This window comes from Tumidithrix helvetica PCC 7403, assembly GCF_965232925.1.
Taxonomy (GTDB): domain Bacteria; phylum Cyanobacteriota; class Cyanobacteriia; order Pseudanabaenales; family Pseudanabaenaceae; genus Tumidithrix; species Tumidithrix helvetica.
Map to the genome: position 1 here is coordinate 1 of NZ_CBDDRA010000047.1, position 22,782 is coordinate 22,782.

Consider the following 22,782-nt stretch of genomic DNA (forward strand, 5'->3'; position numbering starts at 1 on the left):
TTCTGGTGCTCAATGGAACCGTCACAATGTTGCTCAAGTCTTGAAGCATCGTTGTGCTTACCTCAACGGTTATTTCTATGCCCCTAAGTATATTTGCTCAGTGCCTAATTGAGATGCTCCCGAGAAAGATTCAGCAACGATCGCTTCTCAAAAAGAGCCTCATCCTATTTTCAATAAGTCATGCATCGTTGAAAGCCCCTGCTATGCAAGGAACTCAAATCTCGAGCGATTCCAATAGTTAAGTGAAATAGTTAAGTGAAATTGGTAATAATAGAGCGTGCATTTTTATAGATGGCGACCCTTGAAACATCGATATCTCCTTTAATATTTGGGGTTGCCTGGTTAATATATATATTTTCTGTCATTGGTTCTTAATTGTTTTTGACTTCCACTACGAGCGGAATGTGGGTTAAGATCGCATAGATTGGCATTGCCTAAACATAAAATTGTGCTTTTGGGGATTAAAGCCTTTACTCTAGAGTGAGATACTACATTTTTTAAACGAACCCATGAGCATTTTTACCCTGCAATCTGTCAAGAAAGATTTTGGCATCAAAGAAGTTCTTAAGGATGCTGATTTTAGCCTTGATAGCACAGACAAAGTAGGGCTAATCGGCAAGAACGGCTCGGGGAAGTCTACCCTGCTAAAAATGATTGCAGGTCTAGAACACATTGATAGCGGTCAAATTTTAGTCAACTCTGGAGCTAAGATCATCTATTTGCCGCAACAGCCAGAGCTAGATGAGAGTCGTACCGTGATCGAACAGGTATTTGCAGATAGTGGCGAGGCAATGGTACTGGTAAGTGAATATGAGGAATTGTCCGATCGCCTATCCCACGAGCAATCATCACAGGTGGATAGCGAGCAATTGATGGATCGCCTAAGCACAGTCATGCACCGTATGGATGCGATCTCCGCTTGGGAATTAGAAACACAGGCAAAAATTATCCTGACAAAACTAGGAATTCAAGATTTTCATGCCCCGATCGCAAGCTTGTCAGGGGGCTATCGTAAACGCATTGCCCTTGCTACGGCGCTGTTAGCCGATCCTGATGTGTTGCTAATGGACGAGCCCACCAACCACCTTGATGCCGAGTCGGTGGAATGGTTGCAGAGTTACCTCAATCGTTTTCGTGGCGCATTGCTCCTGATTACCCACGATCGCTACTTTCTCGATCGCGTCACCAATCGCATTTTAGAAATCGATCGAGGCGAACTATTTACCTATAGCGGCAACTATTCTTATTACCTAGAGAAAAAAGCACTGGCAGAGGAATCGGAAGCCAGCAGTCAGCGCAAACACAAAGGGGTGTTACGACGAGAACTGGAATGGCTAAAACGTGGACCTAAAGCCCGTAGTACCAAGCAAAAGGCAAGGATCGATCGGGTTCATGCCATGCAAGCCCAAGAGTTTAAAACGGGTGGCGGAAAGGTTGACATCTCTACAGCAGGACGGCGGATTGGGAAAAAAGTGATCGACCTTACAGATGTAAGTAAAGGATATGGCGATCGCACCTTAATTCGAGACTTCTCTTACATCTTTAGCCCTGAAGATCGTGTGGGAATTATCGGTGGCAATGGCATGGGAAAATCCACCCTGATGGATATGATTATCGGGAAAGTGAAACCTGATAGCGGTACGATTGAGATTGGCTCTACGATTAAGATTGGTTATTTCGATCAACATTCCGAAGAACTTCTTGAGGCGGCAAACGAAAACCAACGCGTGATCGATTATATCAAAGAAGAAGGGGAATTTATTAAAACTGCCGATGGAATGCAAATCAGTGCTTCGCAAATGCTAGAACGCTTTCTCTTTCCTGGCAATCAGCAATATGCGCCAATTCACAAATTATCAGGGGGTGAAAAGCGAAGATTATTTTTGCTGAGAATCTTGATGAGTGAGCCAAATGTACTGATTTTAGACGAACCGACCAACGATCTGGATGTCCAAACCCTTACGGTTCTAGAAGATTATCTTGAAGACTTTAAAGGTTGTGTGATTACAGTTTCCCACGATCGCTATTTTCTCGATCGCACGGTTGATACTATCTTTGCCTTTGAAGTCGAGGGAAGATTGCGCAAATACCCAGGTAATTATTCTGTCTATTTAGACTATAAGAAGGCAGAAGAAACTGAAATGAGTAAAGAGCTTGCCCAAGCTAACGGAACGAAAACAAAGGTAACTTCCGAGCCAAACCCTAAAACAGTCCAAGGGTTGAGCGCATCTGAAGTCCCGACTCCCAACCCTGAGCCCCAAGCATCCCAAGCCCCACCCCAAAAAGTCCGTAAGCTCTCATTCAAAGAAAAGCGAGAACTCGAAACCCTAGAAGTAAGCATCCCAGAAATGGAAGCCGAAAAAGCCAAAATCGAACATACGATCTATCACAACCCGCCCGTTGGGTTTAGTCAAGTGCAGCAACTATCGCAGCGTTTAGCGGAGCTAAATCACGCGATCGAAACGTCAACTGAACGATGGCTAGAGTTGGCTGAGTTTCAGTAAGGCTGAGCGGTATATAGTCGCTTACACTGAAGAGAGAGAAACTATTTCAAGACTTGACCTTGTATGAAATATTGAATCGCATGAAGAGTGCATAATATTTGTCAGGTTCTGGGCAAAGCATCCCACAGTAATTTGTGAATTTTGAAGTTCCCTTGACATGGGAATGCTTTGCCCCTAAAGTTTGTGACACTACACGACAAAATTAACTAGCTTGCCTGGCACGGCAATCACCTTTTTGATTTCCTTCCCTTCTAGATATTTCTGGGCAATGGGAGAATTTCTTGCATACTCTTCTAGGGCTGCTTTGTCAGCACCAGCAGGTACTTGGATATTCCCTCTCAACTTTCCATTTACTTGAATTACCAAGGTAATCTCATCCACGACCAATGCTTCAGGATCGGGTTCTAGCCAAGGTTGCAAATGAATAGACTCAGAATGACCCAACTGCGCCCACAATTCATCGGTAATATGCGGCGCGAAGGGAGCCATCAAACGCAAGAGCGATTCAATTCCCTCCGCGTAGATTGCTGAGTTTTTTTCCTTACTATCTTGCAACGCATTACTGAGCTTCATCAACTCTGAAATCGCGGTATTGAGCTGATAATCGCCCGTTAAATCTTCCGTGACTTCCTTAATCGCTGTGTGAATGGCTCTACGGAGAACGCGATTCCCGTTGGGATGCGTTCCGCCGCCTTTTTCATCTGGAGAATTGCTGTTAGGAGTACCTGACGATCGACTCTCCACAAATTCTGTTACCAAACGCCACACGCGATTCACAAAGCGGAACTGACCTTCCACATCGGCTTCATCCCACTCCAAATCCTTTTCGGGGGGTGCTTTGAACAGCGTAAACATGCGAATGGTGTCTGCGCCATATTTAGCGATCGCTTGTTTCGGTGCGACCCCATTCCCTTTGGACTTAGACATGGTGGTGTAAAAAGCTTGGATCGCCTCTCCTGTATCGGGGTCGCGCGGATCTTTGGGATCGACCAAAGCGGAAGGAATCCATTTATCCTTACCGCTCTTATTGGGATTCATGTAGGTCAAGCCCTGCACCATGCCCTGTGTCAACAAGCGTTTGAACGGTTCGTCAAAGTTGAGAATGCCGCGATCGCGTAACACCTTGGTAAAAAATCGAGAATAGAGCAAATGCAAAATCGCGTGCTCCACACCACCGACATACTGATCGACGGGCAACCAGTCGTTCACCTTTTGGAAATCGAAGGCAGTGTCAGAATTCTGCGCGTCGCTAAACCGCAAGAAATACCAAGAGGAATCAATGAAGGTATCCATCGTATCGGTTTCGCGTTTTGCGGCTGTGCCACAGGTGGGACAGGGCACATTCACCCAGCTTTCTAGTTTTGCCAAGGGGGAAGCGCCGCGACCCGTAAATTCCACATTTTGGGGCAGTTCTATGGGAAGGTCGCGATCGGGCACGGGCACAACGCCGCAGTGGGGACAATGAATCACGGGAATCGGACAACCCCAATATCGCTGCCTTGAGATTAACCAATCCCGCAAACGATATTGCACCCTGCCTTTTCCCCAGCCTTGAGCTTCCGCTAGCTCGATAATTTTGGTTTTGGCTGTGGGCGAGTCGATGCCATCAAAATCCCCTGAGTTAACCATAACGCCTGCCTCGGTGTAGGCTGATTGCGAGAGGGATTCGGGAATTTCTCCTGCTGCCGTACCATTAGGAACGATCACATACTGAATCGGCAAATCGTACTGTTTGGCAAAGGCAAAGTCGCGCACATCATGGGCGGGGACTCCCATGACCGCACCCGTACCATACTCAAACAGCACATAGTCGGCGATCCAAATCGGAATTTGTTTGCCTGTGAAGGGATCGATCGCGATCGCGCCAGTGGGTACACCACGTTTGGGTTTATCTTCGGCAGTGCGATCCATTTCACTAATATTCGCCACCTCGGCAACAAAGGCTTCGACCGTAGCGGCTTGCTTTGGTGTGGTAATTTGTTTGACCAAAGGATGCTCTGGGGCAAGCACCACATAGCTAACGCCATAGACCGTATCGGGGCGGGTGGTAAAGACCGCGATCGCTTCTTGATTCCCACTATTGAGAATGGGGAAGCTCAATTCTGCACCCACAGACTTACCGATCCAGTTGGCTTGCATGGTTTTGACGCGCTCGGGCCAATCGGTTAATTTGTCTAGATCTTGGAGTAACTGTTCGGCATAGTCGGTAATTTTGAGGAACCACTGCCGCAATTTTCGCTTTTCTACCTTTGCCCCCGATCGCCAAGATTTGCCCTCATTATCGACCTGCTCGTTTGCCAACACAGTCTGATCGATCGGATCCCAGTTGACCGTTGCCTCCTTTTGGTACGCCAAGTCAGCTTTGAGAAATTGCAAAAATAACCACTGTGTCCAGCGGTAGTAGTCGGGCGCACAGGTGGCAACTTCGCGATTCCAGTCATAGGAAAGACCGACCTGCTGCAACTGCGATCGCATCTGCGCCATATTCTTAAACGTCCATTCTGAGGGCGTCGTACCGCGATCGATCGCGGCATTTTCGGCAGGTAGCCCAAAGGCATCCCAACCCATTGGGTGTAAGACGCGATACCCCTGCATGCGCTTAAATCGGGCAATTACATCGGTGATCGTGTAGTTACGGACATGCCCCATATGTAGATCGCCCGATGGATAGGGAAACATAGACAGCGCATAAAACTTCGGGCGACTATCTTCTTGCTCGGGTGCGTCGTCTAGCTTTTGCTCTGCCCAAATTTGTTGCCATTTGGGTTCAATCTGTTGGGGATTATATTTAGCTTCCATTACCTAACTTCTATCACGATCGAAAAAACACGAGACAATCTGTCGGCGATTAGCCTCATTGTAAGCCTACTCTAAAAGGATTGATTAAGTTTGAAAACTAAGTAATTGATGTTATGGGGAGTGTCCCTAAAGCCTCTCCCTTGTCTCTCTTCAGCAAGGTGCTAGGGTGTACAAACAAGTAAATTAAGTAAATTAGTCTTCGTTTCAATCGAGCTAGTCTCCTAAATCCCCCAGAATTGGGGGATTTTAAGGATTTCCCCCCAGAATTGGGGGCTAGGGGGCAATAAACCTTTGATTTAATTAGGTTTGATGATTTGTGGGTACGGGTTATCCAGCAAGGTGTTGGAGTATGAAATAAATTTGAATCGTGTAGATTTTCTTGAATATTGCCTAAAAATTGGGTTTAGAGTCAAAATTTAGTCAAAATCATGAATAAATATTGCACTATTCCCAAGAAAACGGCATCGCACGGGGCACAACGCTCGAAGTGAAGAAAAAGCACTAACAGGATATTTTTTACCTTGATATACTGCTAGCAAAGCACGTTATTTCAATCACTGCCCCAAACATGAAAACCGCAATTTTAGTGCTGGTAGAAGTTTTGATCGTGATCGGGTTGTCTCGCCTGGTAGGTACTGTATTTCGCTATTTCAAGCAACCCCTTGTGATTGGTGAGATTGTTGCAGGCATCATGCTGGGACCTTCTTTACTAGGTCTGATCTCGCCCGACTTGTCAACTTGGCTATTTCCACCTGAGGCGATTCCATTTTTAGAGGTGCTCTCGGAAGTGGGGCTAATCTTTTTTATGTTCCTGATTGGGCTGGAACTCAACCCCAAGTACTTGCGCGGGCAGATGAATGTGGCGATTTTGACCTCCCATGTCAGTATTCTTTTACCCTTTACATTAGGAACGTTGCTGGCACTGGGGATTTATCCTGTACTGTCTAATGCCAGTGTGTCATTTACGGCATTCACCCTATTTTTAGGGGCGGCGATGTCGATTACGGCTTTCCCCGTACTAGCTCGTATCATCACCGAAAAGAAACTACAAAATACATCTCTGGGGATCTTGGCGCTCACCTGTGCGGCTGTGGATGATGTTACGGCTTGGTGTTTGCTGGCAGTGGCGATCGCGGTAGCCCAAACCAACAGTATGGCAGGGGCAATTCCAACCGTCTTACTTTCAGCGCTCTATATTGGCCTGATGTTCACATTTGGTCGGCGCTTTTTAGGAAAACTGGCAAAATATTACGAGCGCACCAAACGCATCAGTCAATTAGTGCTGGCTGGCATTTACATGGCAGTGTTAGCCTCAGCCTTAATTACCGAGTTAATTGGCATTCACTTAATTTTCGGTGCTTTTTTAATGGGGGCTATTATGCCCAAAAATGCAGGGCTGACCCGAGAGATTGCGGTTAAAACTGAGGAATTTGTTCTAATCTTTTTGCTACCGATTTTCTTTGCTTACAGTGGGTTGCGTACCCAGATCGGACTGCTCAATAGTCTAGACCTTTGGTTGATTTGTGCGGTAATTATCGGCGTGGCAGTGGTCGGGAAATATTGCGGCACCTATGTGGCAGCGAGTTTTTGTGGCATTCCCAAACGAGAGGCTATGGCTTTAGGGTGGCTGATGAATACGCGTGGTTTGACCGAGTTAATCGTCTTGAATATTGGCTTGAGCCTAAATGTGATTTCGCCGTTACTGTTTGCGATGTTGGTGATTATGGCACTGGTCACGACATTTATGACGTCACCGTTACTTGATGTCATTTACGGCAAACAACCCGCCCATCTAAATCCCCAAGATGACGATGAATCAGAGCAGCATTTCACAGCTCCGTCAGCTCCCTACTCAGATCTGCAAACGCGCCTCGAACATGAAGCGATCGCCCCGCAATATCGCATTCTCGTGCCCGTGGCAAATCCCAATACCCAAGAGGGGCTGATTCAACTAGCGGCAGCGATCGCAGTGGGAAAACGATACAACCAGCCTTTGCAATCTGTGGCAATTTATCCGCTCAGCCTGATTAAATTTGAAGAAGAATATCTGTTTGAGAGTATGCCCACCGAGACCAATCGGGCGATTCAAAAGCGCCAAGACCGCTTGCAAGAATTGGTTTTGAGTTTAGAACCACCTGAATTGCGTAAGTTAATCTATCCGACTGTACGGGTCAGTAGCGATGTTGCTGGTGAAACCAGTGCGATCGCCAAGGTCGATCGCATCGATCTAATTCTGATGGGCTGGCATCGCCCTGTATTTACCAACAATCCCCTCGGTGGCCCAGTGGGGCAAATTTTGGCAACCGCACCCACAGATGTTGTGGTGTTTGTCGATCGCAACCGCATCAACCTCAATCGTATCCTTTTGCCCTATTCAGGTAGCACCCATAACGATTTGGGCTTGGAGTTAGGTTTGCGACTCCTGCTGAACGATCCAGAGGCTCATCTCTCTATTCTCCAAATCCTCACAGATACTGCATCAGAAAATCCTCGAATTGAGTTAAATCATGAATTTAGCAAGATTTTGGAGCAACTGCCGCAGACCGTTCGCGATCGCATTGAGATCGTCAGCCGCAAAGCGAGCAATATCGTTGATGGCATTGTAGAAGCGAGTAAAGACATCGATCTGACAATTGTAGGAGCTAGTCGAGAATGGGGAATTGCGCGTCAAACCCTTGGCAAATATACCGATGAGCTTGCCTCGAGATGCCCTTCTTCACTCCTGATCGCGCGCAAATACAATAAGGTAACTTCGCATTTAGCCTCTGCACTGTTAGAGATCGAGGCGAAAACTAGCAACGATCTCGATATGAATCTTGGAGTCCAATCATGAGTATCTTTTCACCGAAACTTTTAGCCTTTTATGGATTCAGTACGGCGGGTGCGATCGCGCTGTTTGTCGGTATTACCAACTATGGCGAGAAAAATCTCAAAGCGGCTCCGCTCTTGGTCGGAACCTATCGCATTGAAGCTGCTAACCTGCATGGATGTCTCAAAGAGCGATCGCTCTTGCTATCGATTCAACAATCTGGGGTTTATATGAGTGGCATCTTGGAAATCGAAGAGCGTACGCCAAACAATTTACCTGCCAATAAAACCGAAACAAAGTCAAAGCCTTCACTGACAGGTAATTGGCAAAACCAGCAGTTAACGCTTGCAGGTACTGTGACAAAAATTAAGGAATGCGATGCTCAGATGCCGATTATGCTTAAAGCAGAACTTGCAGATAAAGGCTTAAAAGGCACGATCGCGCTCTCAGGTGAAACCTCTAATTTTACCGCCCTACGCCAAGAGTCGAAACTCAAGCCAGCCAGCCCCCACTAATACCAATTTCTCTTGAAATTGCGACAGATCGGGTTTTGTGTTCCGCACGGAGCGCGGTCTTTTCAAAAAGATGCGTTGCATCGCTTTTTGAAAATGGTATAAGTTTCGTGCAATGGATCGCTAGAAAACGATTGCTACATAAAAAATATATGGCTGATAGTTTATAGGTATAAAAATGCAAAAAAATGAGTGTTTTACATAAAAATAAGGAGATTTACAATTGTGCTGTTATCTTATTCGTGCATCTAATCTTACAGGCTTCGGAAAAGCGAACGACCCATCCTTGGGGGCTCGCTATCTTCAACTCCTTGGCACAAATCCAAAAAATTAATCAAGAAAGTCAGGCAGTGGGGGACGAACTATCTAAAGAACATCTCATGGGAATTCTAGAATCTGCCTATGAGACAGCTCTTGTAAATGCTGTGGTTGAGGCTTGGGGCGGTATCTATAAACCCGAACAACTAGGCAGCATGGTCGATCGCGATGAAATTATTCGAGAGGCGATCGCGATGATTCTTGCAGAGTAAATATAGGCAAGAAATATTCCCAGAACTCACCCAACCAATTTTGCAACCAGCCAAAATGACAAGACAAGAGATTGAGGCATATATCTGGGGACTGTTAGGAGTGATGGGTTTTAGCCTCACCTTGCCAGCAACAAAATTTGCGCTGCCTCTGTTTGGTGTTGTGGGTGTGGGAATTGGTCGTGCCGTAATTGCAGGAGTTCTCAGTTTGTGTTTGCTAGGAGTTACCAAAAGCAAGTTTCCAACCCATCGGCAGATCTTGCGGTTGATCTTGGTCGCAGTAGGGGTTGTATTTGGCTTTCCCTTGTTTAGTGCCTATGGCATGCAATATCTGCCAGCCTCCCATGGTGCGATCTTGATTGGATTGCTTCCTCTCGCGACAGCCCTGTTCGCCACGATCTTAGCTAAGGAAAAGCCATCCCTAAGATTTTGGCTTGCAGGTGCGATCGGCAGCAGTACTATTGCGATCTATTCCGTCATGATGGGAGGAGGTACGCTCCATCTTGCCGATCTGTCGCTCCTCATGGCTGCACTCAGTGCCTCCATTGGCTATGCGGAAGGTACTCGATTAGCAAAGGAGATGGGAAGTTGGCGCGTGATTTGTTATGCCTTGGTCTTGTCGTTACCGATCTCGATCGCACTCTTTTCACTTCTATCTGACAGACCTTCAGACTACAGTTCGCTATCGGCGTGGCTTGGCTTTCTTTATCTCAGCTTTTTCAGCATGTTTCTGGCATTTTTTGCTTGGTATCGCGGCTTAGAGATGGGTGGCATCGCAAAGATTGGTCAACTGCAACTCCTACAACCGTTTATGACCATTTTCGCTTCGTCGTTCCTATTCAGTGAGAAGCTTTCGGTTGAGATGTTTTTGGTGTTGAGCATTGTGCTTGGTTCGGTTTATTTCGGGCGTAGAGCAAACGTAATTCGCAGCTGAGCCAAAGATATAATAGAAAAAGAAATACAGCATCTGTAGTAAAAGGAGCATGACATGGGAGCATGGGACACAGATCCATTCGGCAATGATACTGCAGGAGATTGGACATACGATCTAGAAGAAACTGAAGATTTATCTCTCATCAAATCAACCATTCAAAACTTGCTTGACATTGGCGAAGATTATCTAGATGCATCAGATGCTGAAGAGGTTATAGCTGCTGCTGACACACTTGCTCGACTGAAGGGGAATTTTTATATTCGTAATGCTTATACAAGGATAGTAGATGAATGGGTGGCGAAATACAAACTGGTTCCACCGCAGCACTTAATTGATTCGGCAGTTCAAGCGATCGCCCGAATTTTAACTCCTCCCTCTGAACTATTTGAACTTTGGCAGGAGACTGAGGACTTTGAAGCTTGGAGAAATCATTTGGAAGAATTAAAGCAAAGACTTCAATGAAGACAAAAGAGATCGGAAACAGCTCTATTTTTATTTCTCATGGTTCGCCAGAGTTGCCCCTGCGACCCAGTCCAGTGCGCGATTTTTTGCTAGATCTAGGAAAGCACATAGAAACACCCAAAGCGATTCTGGCAATTTCTGCCCATTGGAATACAGCGCATCCAATCGTTAGTAGTGCCGATCGTCCCGAGACAATTCACGACTTCGGTGGATTTCCGCCCGAACTCTATCAACTCCAATATCCCGCTCCTGGTGCGCCTCAATTAGCCGATCGCGTCAGCGAACTTTTAGCCAAAGCAGGCTTTAAAAATGAGATTTCCCCAAATAGAGGGTTAGATCATGGGGCTTGGAATCCTCTCATGCTGATTTATCCAGAAGCGAATATTCCCGTTACCCAGTTATCGATTCAGCCACATCTTGATGCTGCCTATCATTTTCGGTTGGGACAGACTTTGGAACCTTTGCGACAAGAAGGAGTGCTCATTCTCGCCAGTGGATCGACAACACACAATCTCCGAGAAATAGGAGGGAATGCCTATGATGCCAATCCTCCAATTTGGGTGTCCGACTTTACAGACTGGTTGACGGGGAAAGCGATCGCTGGCGATACAAAAGCCCTGCTCGACTACCAGCATCTCGCTCCCTATGCCCAACGCAATCATCCATCGGCTGAGCATCTTTTACCATTTTTTGTCGCGATGGGAGCAGGTGGAAAAGAGGCTAAAGCGCTCCCGTTGCACTCCAGTTATACCTATGGAGTTTTAAGCATGGCAGCATTTTTGTTTTATGCATAGCTCGAAATAAACGCGCCGCCCAAATCCTCGACTGAAGTTTTTGAGGAAGGGTGGATGGTGCATAATTGTAGGTTGAGATACGAAAAAGTATGTGAAGCAGTAAAAAAATAGAGCACCATCCTAATTTTTAAGGACAGGCTTACAAGCAGATCGGAATTTGAATCACAAACTTAGTGCCCACACCCACTTGACTTTCACAGGTAATTGTACCTTGCAAATTTTGCGTGACGATGTTGAAAACAATATGTAGTCCCAAGCCACTGCCCCCTTGTCCGCGTTTAGTTGTATAAAATGGGTCGAAAATCTTGCCGATATGCTCAGGGGGAATGCCTTTACCATCATCGCTAAACTCAAAGATCAGACGTTCGTGTTGCTGAGAAATCTCAAAGAGAATTGTCCCGTTATCGTCAGGATCGTAGGCATGGATTAATGAATTCATGACTAGGTTGGTGACGATCTGGGAAATCATACCTGGATAGCTATCGATCTCAATATGGTCGTCACAGAGAATTTTGACGTTGATTTTTGTACGCTTGATTTTGGGATGGAGATTGACCAAAACATCTTCAAGATAAGCTTTGAGAGCAAACGGTCGCCTCGATTCGCTAGACTGATCGACAGCAACTTGCATAAAGCTCTGAATCAATTCGACTGCCCGATTTAAGTTTGCCAAAATGATCGTGCTGCTTTGCCAAAGATTATCCATAAACTTGTCCAACTCGGAGCGTTTCAGCGTTCCATTTTGGATTGCATAGGTTATCTTCTCAGTTTTATCGACGATTAACGAGGCTGCTGTTACCCCAATTCCTATTGGGGTATTGATCTCGTGAGCGATACCTGCGACCAATCCCCCTAAAGCCGCCATTTTTTCAGATGCGACCAGTTCGTTTTGAGCTGCTTTAAGGGTTGTGAGCGCTTGGGATAGTTCTTGGGTGCGATCTCTAACCAGTTGCTCTAGTTGTTCGGTCAGTTGTAGTAATTCTGTATTCCTGATTTCGAGGACTTGACTTACTTGTTTTAGCTTAAGGTGGGTTCTCAGTCGTGCTAATACTTCTTGTTCTTGAAAAGGTTTGGTGATGTAGTCTACCGCACCAAGCTCAAATCCCTTAACTTTACTGTCAGCATCAGCCACTGCGGTCATAAAAATGATGGGGATATTGCAGGTTTTGGGATTCGCTTTAAGCCTCTGGCAGGTTTCAAACCCATCCATTCCAGGCATCATCACATCTAGTAAAATCAGATCGGGGGACTGTCGCTTGAGGTGTTGTAGAGCCCGCTCACCGCTAGTGGCGATCGCCACGTCAAAGCCCGCAGTACCAAGTGCTTCTGAGATTACATCCAGATTGCTGGGTATATCGTCAACGATTAAAATTAGTCCAGTTAAATCGGTTGTCATCGTATTATTCATCCTCAGTCCTGTCTGTGGTGAGGTATGGTTGAATAAATGCTTCGATTTTTTCTGGTTGAAGCTGTTTTGTCAGTTGGAGAATGTGTCGAATAAAGAGCTGGTAACGCTCGTTCTTTTGTCCAATTCTCTCAGCAGTTTCTGCAAGTTTCCGCAGCAGTCCATCCTGTGATAGCTCTAGTAAAATTTGTAAGTCTTCATCTGGAGGAGGAATCAGATCGAAGGTGGAATCAGCATGGTCAATGGGGGTAGGTTCTAATTTGGTTTCGTCATATTGCCAAGTGAGTTGTAGATGCTGAGCCAGCAAGCTCAACAACTCATCTATTTGAACGGGTTTTGCCAAGAAATCATCCCCACCTGCATCGAGGCTCGTTTGGCGATCGAGTTGGGATACGGATGCTGAGGAAACGATGACTTTAAGCGATTTTAGCTCTGGATCTTGACGCAATTGATTCAGTAACTCAAAGCCATCCATCACAGGCATCACGAGGTCGGTAATCACTAAATCTGGCAATTGCTGACGCATTCGATCCAGTCCATCCTGTCCGTTTTCGGCTTCGGTAATGATAAAGCCTAGTGGTTCCAACAAATTCATCAACACAGCCCGATTTTCCCAGCGATCGTCTACCAACAGAATCTGGCGTCGCACTCCTTCGTAGCCGACGATGCTGGTTAACAACATCGTTTGCTCGTGACTCCTCCAATCTAGTGCTAAAGGTAGCTCGACTTCAAAAAAGAAATCACTACCAACCCCAATCTGGCTCTTAACTTGGATTTGTCCGCCCATCAACTGCACGATCCGCTGGCTAATCGCCAACCCCAGCCCTGTGCCTGCTGCTTGGCGGCTTTTATCACCTACTTGCTGAAACGCTTGGAATAGATTGTTGATATGTTCTGGTGCAATGCCCATACCCGTATCTGCGACCCAGAAACGTAGTTGTGTAATGTGCGTATCTGAGGACAATTGCTCGACTCGCAAGGTCACACTGCCCTTGTCTGTAAATTTGATCGCATTCCCCAAAAGGTTAATCAGAACTTGGCGCAAACGCTTTTCATCGGCTTCGATACCTTGAGGTAAGTTCGCATCTGTTTCGTAGTGAAAGTCAATTCCTTTTTGGAAAGCACGAATCTGGCAAATTTCGATAACCCCCTGGAGTAGAGAGGGCAAATGGACTGCATTGGGAGTCAGTTCTAATTTGCGAGCTTCAATTTTAGCGATCTCCAACACATCGTTGATTAAATTGAGCAAATGGGAGCCGCACTGATAAATGATATTGACACCATGTCGTTCTTTGTCTGCTAATGTCTTGGATCTCCCTAGGATTTGAGCGTAGCCGAGAACACCATTTAGGGGTGTTCGCAGCTCGTGGCTCATGTTGGCAAGAAATTCGCTCTTGGCTTGGTTAGCTTTGTCAGCAGCAAGTTTGGCTTGTTGAAGTTCGGCAGTTCTTTCTGCAACGCGATCTTCGAGGACAGTGAAAGAATTTTTGAGTTGGTTCGCCATTTGGTTGAACGATCCCGCCAATCCTTCGAGTTCGTTAATGCCTTCCACTTTGACGATACGATCGAGTTCTCCCGAAGCGATCGCTTCACTAGCTTGCTGCAATTTCAGGATCGGACGCACGATCCAACGAGAAGTATAAATTCCTAGAAGAGTTGCCAAACCCAATGCTCCCAAACACAACAGAATTGTAGTGCGTGTATTGTCATTGATTTGTTCCATGAAGTCAGATTCGGGTACAACCACTACAATTAGCCAGTTCAGCCCATAGGCATCTCTCATCGGAGATACTTTCAAAAAGTAGCGTTGACCATCTAGCTGAAAATCCACCTGATTTCCTTCTTGGATGTTGCCTAAGTCCTTGAGGCGTTCGGTTAGAGCCTCTATACTTTTGCGGGCGATCGGATTACTGCTATTCTGGACTTTCAGGCGCTTTTGGGTCTCCCCTTTACCGACGGTTAGGAGTTCGTTGGTGATAGAAGTCGCAATTAATTCACCAGATGGCTCAATTATGAACACCTTGCCAGATTTCCCTATCTGTAAAGTTTGCAAAAATCCACGAATTTGATCTAGCCCCATCTGACAAGTAAGTACACCAATCAAATTTCCTTGCTTGTCGTAGTATGGGGAACTAGCATTAATTTGTAGCGAACCATAGCCAGCATTGATGTAAACGTCACTCCAAGCGGCTCGATTGTTTTTGAGCGCAGCCTTATAAAAAGGGCGATTGCGGACATCATAATTGGGAACAGTCTTTACAACTGTGGTGGGATTGCCATTCTTGTCAAGTTTGTAATACAAAAAATCGCCAATTCCTAGCGTAGGTTTTACGGCAAGTTGAGGCTCTTCAGAACCGATCCAACGGTTTACCCAACCCACGCGCAGATATTGACCTTTCTCATTAGCCATTCCCACATGACCAATAGACTTAAAGCGGAGAACCTGTCTCCAAAAGTAGTTCCTATTACTCTCAAGGTCATTGAAGTCTAGCACTCCCGTTTGAGCGGCATCTTCGTTAATCTGATTGACTAAATGCGGTACGTCTAAGTAGTCCCGAACTCTTTCGTTAACTCTAAAAGTCGTTTCTTTCTGTAATAGATCGACAAGGTCATTCACCGCTTTTTGACCATTGCGTAGCGAGAGATAGCCTGTCAGTCCAACTGCGGCAAAGATTTGCAGGACAAACGGCACAATCAGGACTGCTCGTAAGGGAACGCGATGAATGAAGCTGCGATTGATAGGAGGTTTAGAGGTAGAAGTCATGGCGGCGGGCTAATCTAAACAAGCAATAATCGAATGCATTTTGAGTTTATGGGATATTGATAGTCCTGTTATATCTAGAAGGTAAGTACAAGGTAAAGCAACTGCCCTGACCAACCTCGCTGCTGAGATCGACATAACCCCCATGGAGTTCTACGATTTGCTTTACCATTGCCAGCCCTAATCCAGAGCCTTCGTACTTGCGATTAAGACCCGACTCAAGCTGAATAAACGGTTGAAATATCTTGTCGCGATCGGCAGGGGCAATGCCGATACCCGTATCGGTCACTGAAAACTGCATCCAAGAACTGAAATCTGGAATTTCCTGAGTGCCATCAATTTTTTCCACTGTGTTCGTCATGGTTGAGCGGATAAAGCTAAGACCGCTAGGCGATTCATTTCCTATCCTTACCTCCATACTTACCTTCCCACCAGAGGGGGTAAATTTGACCGCATTATCGAGTAAATTGATTAATACTCGCCTCATCCGTCGCTTATCGACTTCAACTTCAATGGCTTCCATGTTTGGAGATAAGATCGTAGTAAGTTGAATGTTTTTCTTGAGCGCTTGTTGTTTAACAAACTCTAGACTGGGATTGCACAAATCGGCGATCGTAACGGATGTGATGTCTAGTTTGAGCATACCTGCCATAATTCTGGAGACATCTAGCATATCTATAATCAATGCCAGTAGATGATTACCGCTGCTTTTAATGGTTGCGATCGCTTTTTTTTGGCTCGAGTTAATTGAGCCGAATAGTTCTTCATGGAGACATTCTGCCATTCCTAGAATGGCGTTCAGTGGTGTGCGTAATTCATGACTCATGGTAGAGAGAAACTCATCTTTGAGCTTGGTAGCTCGCAAAAGTTCTGTATTGGTTCGTTCTAGATCGGCATTTAAGGATGCTAATTCGGTATAAGCTTTGAACGATCGCAGCGCAGTTATAATCGTTGTGAATAGTTTTTGCGAAGTCAATTCTGTTTTAGTCTTGTAATCATCGATATCATAATCGACGATCGCTTGCCGTTCGGGAACTTGCCCTGGTTGTCCCGTTCTTAAAACGATTCGAATTGCTCGATTTTGTAGTGTTTCGCGGATGTATTTGGCTACAACCAAACCAGCATCTTCAGATTCCATGATGACATCGAGTAAAACAAGGGCAATATCAGGGTACTCTGACAGAATCTGACAAGCCTCTTTACCTGCATAGGCACTTAGGAACTTGAGTTTCTTGTTCTCGAATGTGAAATCTTCTAAGGCAAGCTGTGTAATGTTATGAACCTCAAATTCGTCATCGACGATTAGGACTTTCCAAAACCCTAAACTTTGCGGTGAAATTTCATCAACTTCATCGGCAAATTCCAGCACATCTGTAATTATGGGATCGTCAACCATCGAAAATATATAAAGGCTGTTGAACCAGTACTATGTAGATTAAGATTATACGACTTATGAATGAGAATAATTTTAACTAAACCAGATTCTTGATGAATTAAGTACTTCATCAATGCAATTAAAAAATGAGCTGAGTGAATCTTTAATATGGATTTAGAAGCAAATTAAAGCACATTCGTAGCGATAGACACACGATCGAATCATGTTTGGAATGTTTTCGTGATTCATAGAATAAAGAACCAGCCTAGTTTTTAAGGGCAGGCTTACAAGCAGATCGGAATTTGAATCACAAACTTAGTGCCCACGCCCACTTGACTTTCACAGGTAATTGTACCTTGCAAATTTTGCGTGACGATGTTGAAAACAATATGTAGTCCCAAGCCACTGCCCCCTTGTCCGCGTTTGGTGGTATAAAATGGGTCGAAAATCTTGCCGATATGCTCAGGGGGAATGCCTTTACCATCATCGCTAAACTCAAAGAGCAGACGTTCGTGTTGCTGAGAAATCGCAAAGAGAATTGTCCCGTTATCGTCAGGATCGTAGGCATGGATTAATGAATTCATGACTAGGTTGGTGACGATCTGAGAAATCATACCTGGATAGCTATCGATCTCAATATGGTCGTCACAGAGAATTTTGACGTTGATTTTTGTGCGCTTGAGTTTGGGATGAAGACTCGCCATAACATCTTCAAGATAGGCTTTGAGAGCAAACGGTCGCCTCGATTCGGTAGACTGATCGACGGCGACTTGTTTGAAACTTTGAATCAGTTCTGCGGCACGATTTAAATTTGCCTGAACGATTGAGCCACTTTGTTGATTTATTTTCATAAACTTTTCAAGATCGGAGCGTTTCATCTCTCCAGTTTTGAGCGCCTTCTCAAGTTCTTTAGTCCTATCGACGATTAAAGAGGCTGCGGTAACCCCAATGCCAATCGGTGTGTTAATTTCATGGGCAACCCCTGCAACTAATTTGCCTAAGGCAGCCATTTTTTCGGAGGCGACCAGTTCGTTTTGAGCCGCTTTAAGGGTTGTGAGTGCCTGGGATAGTTCTTGGGTGCGATCGCTGACCAGATGCTCCAAATTTTCGTTAAAGCGTTTGAGGTTGGTGTACAAACGGGCATTATTGATCGAAATGGCCGCTTGGCTGGACAACAGGGTCAGAACTTCAAGGCGATCGGCAGTAAAGGCATCAGCCACTAAGGAGTTTTCCATATAGAGAATGCCAACGAGTTCGCCTTGATTGACTAAAGGGATGCAAAGCAAAGATTTTGGTTGATGCGATTGAATATAGGCATCGCTCGTGAACTTACTTTCCTGCATGGCATTGCCTAGTACAACACTCTCAAATGTACGCATAACATAGTTAATGATTGAGGCAGGGAGCATATTTCCCATGGAACGCGATCGCAGCACTTCCACCTCATCACTTTCAGAAGTACCTGAAGCCTCAATATGGAGTCTGCCCTCATTTTCAAGAATCAAATGACCCACCTGAGCGCCAGCATTCTCGATCAAAAGTTTCATCAACTTCGCAAGCAGCTTCTCTAGATCGATTTCATCAGAAAGAACTTGGAAGGTTTTCACCACGGAGACTAAATCAAATCTTATCGAGCCAATTGTAGTTACTGGTGCGTTGGTGTTTTTTCTAGGGTTAGAGGAGTTAGCATGAAAAGTAATCGGATTATTGCGAGGAAGGGACTTGCGGTTAGTCAATTGCAAATAGGTTTCTTCTAAGTGCAGTACTTTTGCATGTGCGCCCCAGCTTTGATAGCACCTGCATGCATCGGTGAAATAGGCTTGAGCGACTTTATCTTTATCTTGATACAGGTAAAACTGTGTAGCCAGTTCGTTGGCTAGAGCTTCCTCTTGGATATATTCATTTTCTCGCGCTCCTTTGATGGCGCGATCGTAGAGTTCCATTGCCTGTATTTGTTTACCCTGCAAAGCCATTCTTTCCGCTTCTACTAGATCGTATTTATGTTGAAAGTTCATAGGACAGTGTTTAGCCCACCTTTGCATTTTCTTCTGATTTTTGGCAACCTGCCCCAGATAGCTGTGGCGAGTATGTTTGGGCAAGCTCTTGCATAGCGCCAAACATGCAAGGGAATAGTAGAAATTATGGTTGGCAAATCCAAAGGCACTGACAATCGATCGCGCATAGGGGACAGCTTGACGAAAAGAGGAGATCGCGGTTTCGTAATCATAAAAAAAATAGTGAGATATGCCCTTGGCAGTACAGGAATAGTAAATGGGAATTCCGTTCTTCTCTGCTAAATATGTCGGAAGGAGATCGAATTCGTTGAATCCCTCCCCGACGAGGAAAGGCATATTCTCTCCTAGACCCACAAAATTGAGAGCTAGCTGATGCCAAGCTCTTTCTTGATCGATAATATAGGGCTGTTTGATTTTGTTCGCTAGAAAAGCATTATAATTTCGAAAATCTTGAATAACTGACTCTAAAGGATCTCCGACAAAAAATCGATGGATAAGATAGCCCAATATAACAAAGCCAGTGGCTTCATATTCACCCAGTTCAATACTGAGCTGAATTGCTTGTAGTAAATTAGGCAACCCATCCCTGAGGGGCTCTTTCCAATGCCTTAAACAAGTCTCATAGGCTGCTATAGCAATGGAAGTACCCGATCGGACATTATGCTGTTGGATTAATTGCATACTAACTTGTCCCATCCGATAGCTACCTTCAATATCTTGAAAAGCCATCCATCGAATGAGACCATAGGCAGAACCTTGAATCAGGGCATCGGGTGAGAGCCCGTATTTCAGAGTCAAACTTACAATGCGAAGAATTACAATGCCTATGAGTAAAGGATCTAAATTGATCGCAGAGGTCGCAAGCGCATTCATGATGAAGATTGCTGCGAGTTTGTAGGGATCGGTCATGGGTGGTAAAGATCGCCAGTCCCTAATCCGTAGGAACCTCGTACGCATCTCTGTTTGGATAAGTTCCCATCCAACTTGAAGCTCGTTTGGCGTAATTGGAATCGGCTCTCCCAAACGCGTCAGGATAGAACCAACTGTTGTGGCGATTTCACGAAATTTCTTTTGGGCTGAATAGGCGTTAATTTTGACTTTGTAGGGCTTGATCGTATCGAGAATATTCGTGGCATAGCGAACGATTTGATCCACTAGTTGATGACACTCATCATAGTTCGTATTCAAATAGGCGGACTCGGCTGCCATGTGATAGAGTGACAGAGTAAGCTTGTAATGGATTTCCCATGCTCGATCTGGTAGTAAACCGATCCCTGTAGCTAGATATTTTTGGGCATCCGCATAAGCATTAGAATCCTTGGCTTTTTTCCCAGCGATCAGATTGAGATCTGATAATTTGAGACGCTCTTGGGCATCTGTAATCAGGCTAACTGCCATATTGAGGTGGTTCGTAATACTAAAAACCTCCTCTTCGATCGCCCCCGTTCCTTCATTTGTCAGCTTTTTGCTGCGAGTTTTCTTTAAAAGCTGACGACCAATCTTGAGATGGGTAACCTGTTTCTCTGAATCAGGAATGAGAACATAAGCCGCCTGTTGAACGCGATCGTGGAGAAACTTATACTCCACCACAAAATTTTCCGACAGATCTTGTTCATCATCGACACTCGCAAATTTGTAATTATCCGTTAGCGGTAAGATCAGTCCTTCCAATAAAACAGGTAACAGATCCTTGGCAACCAATCGATGCGGACGGTCGGCAGCGATCGCCAAGGTTTGAGAATCAAAATAGTTACCAATACAGGCAGCAATTTGGACGATTTTCTGAGAATCGGGAGACAATTTCTGGATATTGTCTGACATCAGATCGACGACATTATCCGTAAACCCCGCCGACTGAATCAGGGCAAGCTCCCAACGCCAAGCGCTATTTCCTAAATCGAAATCGATCAAACCCTCCGCATAGAGAGATTTTAGGAATTCATTGATAAAAAATGGATTGCCCGCAGTTTTGTGGAGGACGAGTTCAGCTAAAGGAATAATCTTTTCGCGATCGCATTTTAGCGTATCCGCCAACAAACGATAGACATCCGAGCGTTCGAGCGGTAAAAGTTCGATTTCATTAAACGGGGTACCAGAAGCGACAATACGCTCGAGCGTTAAACTTAAGGGATGAATCGCATCAACCTCATTACTGCGATAGGCACCAATAAAAAAGAGAAACTGACTGTCCGCCGAAGTCACGAGTAATTGCAAAAGTTGCAACGAAGCCGCATCTGCCCATTGCAGATCGTCTAAAAAAATGACTAGGGGATGTTTCGGTCTGGTGAATACTCGCACGAAATTCTGAAACACCAAATTGAAGCGATTTTGAGCCTCTGCGGGCGAGAGTTCCAAAACAGGAGATTGTTTGCCAACGATCAGTTCCACTTCGGGAATCACATCGATGATGATTTGTCCGCTTTCTCCTAGGGCTGCAAGCAGGCGATCGCGCCATTTTTGCAGTTGGCTTTCGCTTTCAGTGAGGAGTTGTTTGACGAGTTCGCGAAAGGCAGTAACGAAAGCGCTGTAGGGGATATTGCGTTGAAACTGGTCGAATTTACCTGAAATTAGATAGCCGCGTTTTTGAGTAATTGGCTTGTAAATTTCGGAGACAAGAACCGATTTGCCTATCCCAGCATATCCTGTCACCATCATGACTTCAGCTTTACCGATGCATACGCTCTCAAATGCTGCTAGCAATAACTCAATTTGTGATTCTCTACCATAAAGTTTCTGTGAAACTTGGAATTTATCGGAAACATCGCGTTCGCCTAGTAAAAAATCGGGAACTTCGTTGTTATTTTCTAAGTGTCTCTTACAAATTGTTAAATCTTCTTTTAATCCCAAAGCACTTTGGTAGCGATCCTCTGCCATTTTTGCTAAGAGCTTCATTACAATGTCGGAGATGATTTTGGGAATCTCTGGATTGATACGATCGGGTGGGATGGGAAGTCTGGCAATGTGGCAATGGACTAATTCGATCGGGTCGTTAGATTCAAAGGGAAGGCGATCGGTGAGCAGTTCGTATAGCGTCACGCCCAGAGAATAGAGATCGCTGCGATAGTCGAGGGTGCGATTCATCCTCCCTGTTTGTTCGGGCGATATATAGGCAAGTGTGCCTTCGAGCGCCTTAGGGTTGCGAATGGTTGGATTTTCCCGAGAGAAAATGTTTGAGAGACCAAAGTCGATGATTTTGACTTGGGCTGTCCGTGGGTTAAGGACGAGGTTAGATGGATTGATGTCTTTATGAATTACGTTCGCGGCATGAATTTCGCTGAGAATGCCTGCTACTTGAGCGGCGATCGCTAAAATTTCTACGAAGGAAAAACTCCGTGAAGCTTTTAAGATGCGTAAGGATTCACCGCCAAAATCTTCAAAGGCAATGAATCGAATCCGTTTGTGTTTTGTAAAGCTATAGGCTTTAACAACGCCCTCGATATGGTTGAGTCTGCTACAGATTTCATATTCCAGTTTATAGCGAACGATCTCTTCGGGTGGGGGGTACTCTGACTTTAAAATTTTCAGGATGACTGGTTGGAAATCGTCAAGACGATTTCCTCGATAAACGATCGATAGATCGCTTTCATACACCAGCGAATTGATTTTGTAGCCAGGAATCTCAATCATGACTGCGATCTTCTAAGCAATACCTAGCCTACCCCTAAAATCATATAAATCATAAGCAGATCGGAATTTGAATCACAAACTTAGTGCCCACGCCCACTTGACTTTCACAGGTAATTGTACCTTGCAAGTTTTGCGTAACGATGTTGAAAACAATATGTAGTCCCAAGCCACTGCCCCCTTGTCCGCGTTTGGTGGTATAAAATGGGTCGAAAATCTTGCCGATATGCTCAGGGGGAATGCCTTTACCATCATCGCTAA

General features: G+C 45.2%; 13 protein-coding genes. 7 read left to right on the top strand and 6 right to left on the bottom strand.

Going from position 1 to position 22,782, the window contains the following annotated elements; all coding sequences use genetic code 11:
• Positions 1-509: 509 nt before the first annotated feature.
• Complete coding sequence (locus ACP2WE_RS24955; protein ID WP_425218231.1) at positions 510-2,504, top strand: ABC-F family ATP-binding cassette domain-containing protein; 1,995 nt, start codon at positions 510-512, stop codon at positions 2,502-2,504.
• A 189-nt stretch (positions 2,505-2,693) separates the two neighbouring features.
• Here the strand turns inward: ACP2WE_RS24955 and leuS are convergent, their stop codons facing one another.
• Positions 2,694-5,303 carry a leucine--tRNA ligase gene (leuS, locus tag ACP2WE_RS24960; RefSeq protein WP_425218232.1) on the bottom strand — a complete coding sequence of 870 codons (2,610 nt, stop codon included), beginning with the start codon at positions 5,301-5,303 and terminating at the stop codon, positions 2,694-2,696.
• A 568-nt stretch (positions 5,304-5,871) separates the two neighbouring features.
• Between leuS and ACP2WE_RS24965 the strand changes: the two genes are divergently transcribed.
• The 6 genes from ACP2WE_RS24965 (at position 5,872) to ACP2WE_RS24990 (ending at position 11,341) form a co-directional block, all read left to right on the top strand.
• The gene (locus ACP2WE_RS24965) at positions 5,872-8,136 is read left to right on the top strand and encodes a cation:proton antiporter (protein WP_425218233.1); all 2,265 of its coding nucleotides are present in this window, start codon (positions 5,872-5,874) and stop codon (positions 8,134-8,136) included.
• On the top strand, positions 8,133-8,627 hold the full coding sequence (locus tag ACP2WE_RS24970; protein ID WP_425218234.1) for a hypothetical protein: 495 nt from the start codon (positions 8,133-8,135) through the stop codon (positions 8,625-8,627). The genes ACP2WE_RS24965 and ACP2WE_RS24970 overlap by 4 nt, the downstream gene beginning before the upstream one ends.
• A gap of 185 nt (positions 8,628-8,812) precedes the next feature.
• Positions 8,813-9,154, top strand: a complete 342-nt coding sequence (locus ACP2WE_RS24975; RefSeq protein ID WP_425218235.1) for a DUF29 family protein — start codon at positions 8,813-8,815, stop codon at positions 9,152-9,154.
• On the top strand, positions 9,144-10,085 hold the full coding sequence (locus tag ACP2WE_RS24980) for a DMT family transporter (RefSeq protein WP_425218236.1): 942 nt from the start codon (positions 9,144-9,146) through the stop codon (positions 10,083-10,085). The genes ACP2WE_RS24975 and ACP2WE_RS24980 overlap by 11 nt, the downstream gene beginning before the upstream one ends.
• Before the next feature lie 54 nt (positions 10,086-10,139).
• Positions 10,140-10,547, top strand: coding sequence for a DUF4259 domain-containing protein (locus ACP2WE_RS24985; protein WP_425218237.1), 408 nt, complete (start codon positions 10,140-10,142; stop codon positions 10,545-10,547).
• Positions 10,544-11,341: a DODA-type extradiol aromatic ring-opening family dioxygenase gene (locus tag ACP2WE_RS24990; RefSeq protein ID WP_425218238.1), complete on the top strand. Its 798-nt coding sequence runs from the start codon at positions 10,544-10,546 to the stop codon at positions 11,339-11,341. Before ACP2WE_RS24985 ends, ACP2WE_RS24990 begins: the two co-directional genes overlap by 4 nt.
• Before the next feature lie 139 nt (positions 11,342-11,480).
• Here the strand turns inward: ACP2WE_RS24990 and ACP2WE_RS24995 are convergent, their stop codons facing one another.
• The 5 genes from ACP2WE_RS24995 to ACP2WE_RS25015 all read right to left on the bottom strand — a co-directional run.
• A complete protein-coding gene (locus ACP2WE_RS24995) occupies positions 11,481-12,737 on the bottom strand; it encodes a hybrid sensor histidine kinase/response regulator (protein ID WP_425218239.1) in 1,257 nt (418 codons plus the stop codon).
• 4 nt (positions 12,738-12,741) lie between these two features.
• Positions 12,742-15,510: a hybrid sensor histidine kinase/response regulator gene (locus ACP2WE_RS25000; protein ID WP_425218240.1), complete on the bottom strand. Its 2,769-nt coding sequence runs from the start codon at positions 15,508-15,510 to the stop codon at positions 12,742-12,744.
• A 46-nt stretch (positions 15,511-15,556) separates the two neighbouring features.
• Positions 15,557-16,903 carry a sensor histidine kinase gene (locus ACP2WE_RS25005; RefSeq protein ID WP_425218241.1) on the bottom strand — a complete coding sequence of 449 codons (1,347 nt, stop codon included), beginning with the start codon at positions 16,901-16,903 and terminating at the stop codon, positions 15,557-15,559.
• A gap of 263 nt (positions 16,904-17,166) precedes the next feature.
• On the bottom strand, positions 17,167-22,524 hold the full coding sequence (locus ACP2WE_RS25010) for a trifunctional serine/threonine-protein kinase/ATP-binding protein/sensor histidine kinase (RefSeq protein WP_425218242.1): 5,358 nt from the start codon (positions 22,522-22,524) through the stop codon (positions 17,167-17,169).
• A gap of 49 nt (positions 22,525-22,573) precedes the next feature.
• On the bottom strand, positions 22,574-22,782 hold a 209-nt coding region (locus ACP2WE_RS25015; RefSeq protein ID WP_425218243.1), incomplete at its 5' end, for a sensor histidine kinase.